Origin of the sequence: Methanobrevibacter filiformis, from assembly GCF_001639265.1 — an archaeon.
Lineage (GTDB): Archaea > Methanobacteriota > Methanobacteria > Methanobacteriales > Methanobacteriaceae > Methanacia > Methanacia filiformis.
Window position 1 is genome coordinate 1 of record NZ_LWMT01000151.1, and the last position, 1,539, is coordinate 1,539.

The window sequence follows — 1,539 nt, forward strand, 5'->3', positions numbered from 1 at the left end:
ACATAAAATTAAACAAACCAAAAACAATAAGAACAACTAAAAACAATTCAACAAAACCAACAAAATATTAAAAAAAACTCACATAAAAACACAAAAAATAAAGAAAAAATCAATAAAATAGAACAAATAAAGAAACATTAAATGCGAATCCTCATTGTTATTAATACAAAAATATTTTCATATTTCAAAATATTTATAAATATTTTTTCAATGAAAATAATGATTTAATAGAGATTTAAGAGGCAGCATAATGTATTTTATACAATTTTTTTCAAATTCATGGATCATTTTTACTTTGATTCTACTCATTATTTTTATAGTTGCTTTTATTATTACAAATATTGGGATTATAAAAATAAACATTATCACATTATATATGCTGTACCTTATTTTATGGTTGCCAATTATAGGATTAATTTGCTTAGATCTAATAATATTCACAAATTTTAAGGTAGAGAACGCAATTTCTCTATTTGTAGGTTTAATAGCTTTTTTATCATCAATAATAATATCACTAATTACTAATTTTCGTAATAAAGAAAATATTCAAATGCAATTAAAATATACTGAGAAAATAGAATTAATCAATAAATTAACACACTGTATAGACCTTTTCAACTTCATGTATGATGATCCTGACTTAGAAGAATATGATAACTATAGGGATAATTCATTTAATAAATTTTTATTTATATGAAACAAACTTTTAAAAAAAGTTTGATCAAAAGCTACTTCCAAAAATAAACCATTTTAGGTATAAGGAATGCTTTTATTAATATTAAAATATTTTAAAGAGGATATGGCTACATTTCATATAACTTTCCCAAAAACTTATGGAAAAATTGTAGAATTAAGAAAAAAGTTTTATACTCCTTATGAATATAAAAAAGAGGTCTTATCACATAAAATTTGGAAAAAAATAATGTATGGTATTTTTGTTACAGAAATAACAAGAGAAGATTTTAAAACGGAACAAATTGAAGTTTGGAAGAATGATACGATTAAAAAAAAGATTTGTTTACAATATGGAGATATAGTTAAATATTTTATGGATTTAACTGAAAATTCTGATAGTGAAAATGGAATTACAGCATTAGTTGATTTTCAAGAGTTTATGAAATCAACAGATGATTTAGTTGAAATATTAGAAAAAGAATTAAACTCTTGAAAATATTTAAAAAGGTAAATAGTTGGTGATGATAGAATTGAATTATAATAAAATTGAAGATTTGTGTATAAGACTTGAAATAGTTTTTAATCTAGTCTTATGAAGTTATATAATGACCTTAGGAATGTTTTGGTAATCATATAATGGTTTATCACACAACTCCTAAAAATTTAATCTTGAGATTATAATACAATTCTTTATATGTTATGTTCGTCATATATAAATATCAAATTTAATTTTTATACACAGCTGTTAAGTTAAGGATTTAATCGATTCTATAGAATTGCCTTAAATTAAACATTGCTTCTTTATTTTTTTCTTATTTCAGAAACTTCTTCTACAATTGGTTCTATTTTTTCTTGGTGGGGTTT

At 21.8% G+C, this 1,539-nt stretch carries 2 protein-coding genes; both read left to right on the forward strand.

Going from position 1 to position 1,539, the window contains the following annotated elements:
- Nucleotides 1–397 precede the first annotated feature (397 nt).
- The gene (locus MBFIL_RS04495; RefSeq protein WP_157078660.1) at nucleotides 398–697 is read left to right on the forward strand and encodes a hypothetical protein; all 300 of its coding nucleotides are present in this window, start codon (nucleotides 398–400) and stop codon (nucleotides 695–697) included.
- 102 nt (nucleotides 698–799) lie between these two features.
- Nucleotides 800–1,168: a hypothetical protein gene (locus tag MBFIL_RS04500; protein ID WP_211261711.1), complete on the forward strand. Its 369-nt coding sequence runs from the start codon at nucleotides 800–802 to the stop codon at nucleotides 1,166–1,168.
- Nucleotides 1,169–1,539 lie beyond the last annotated feature (371 nt).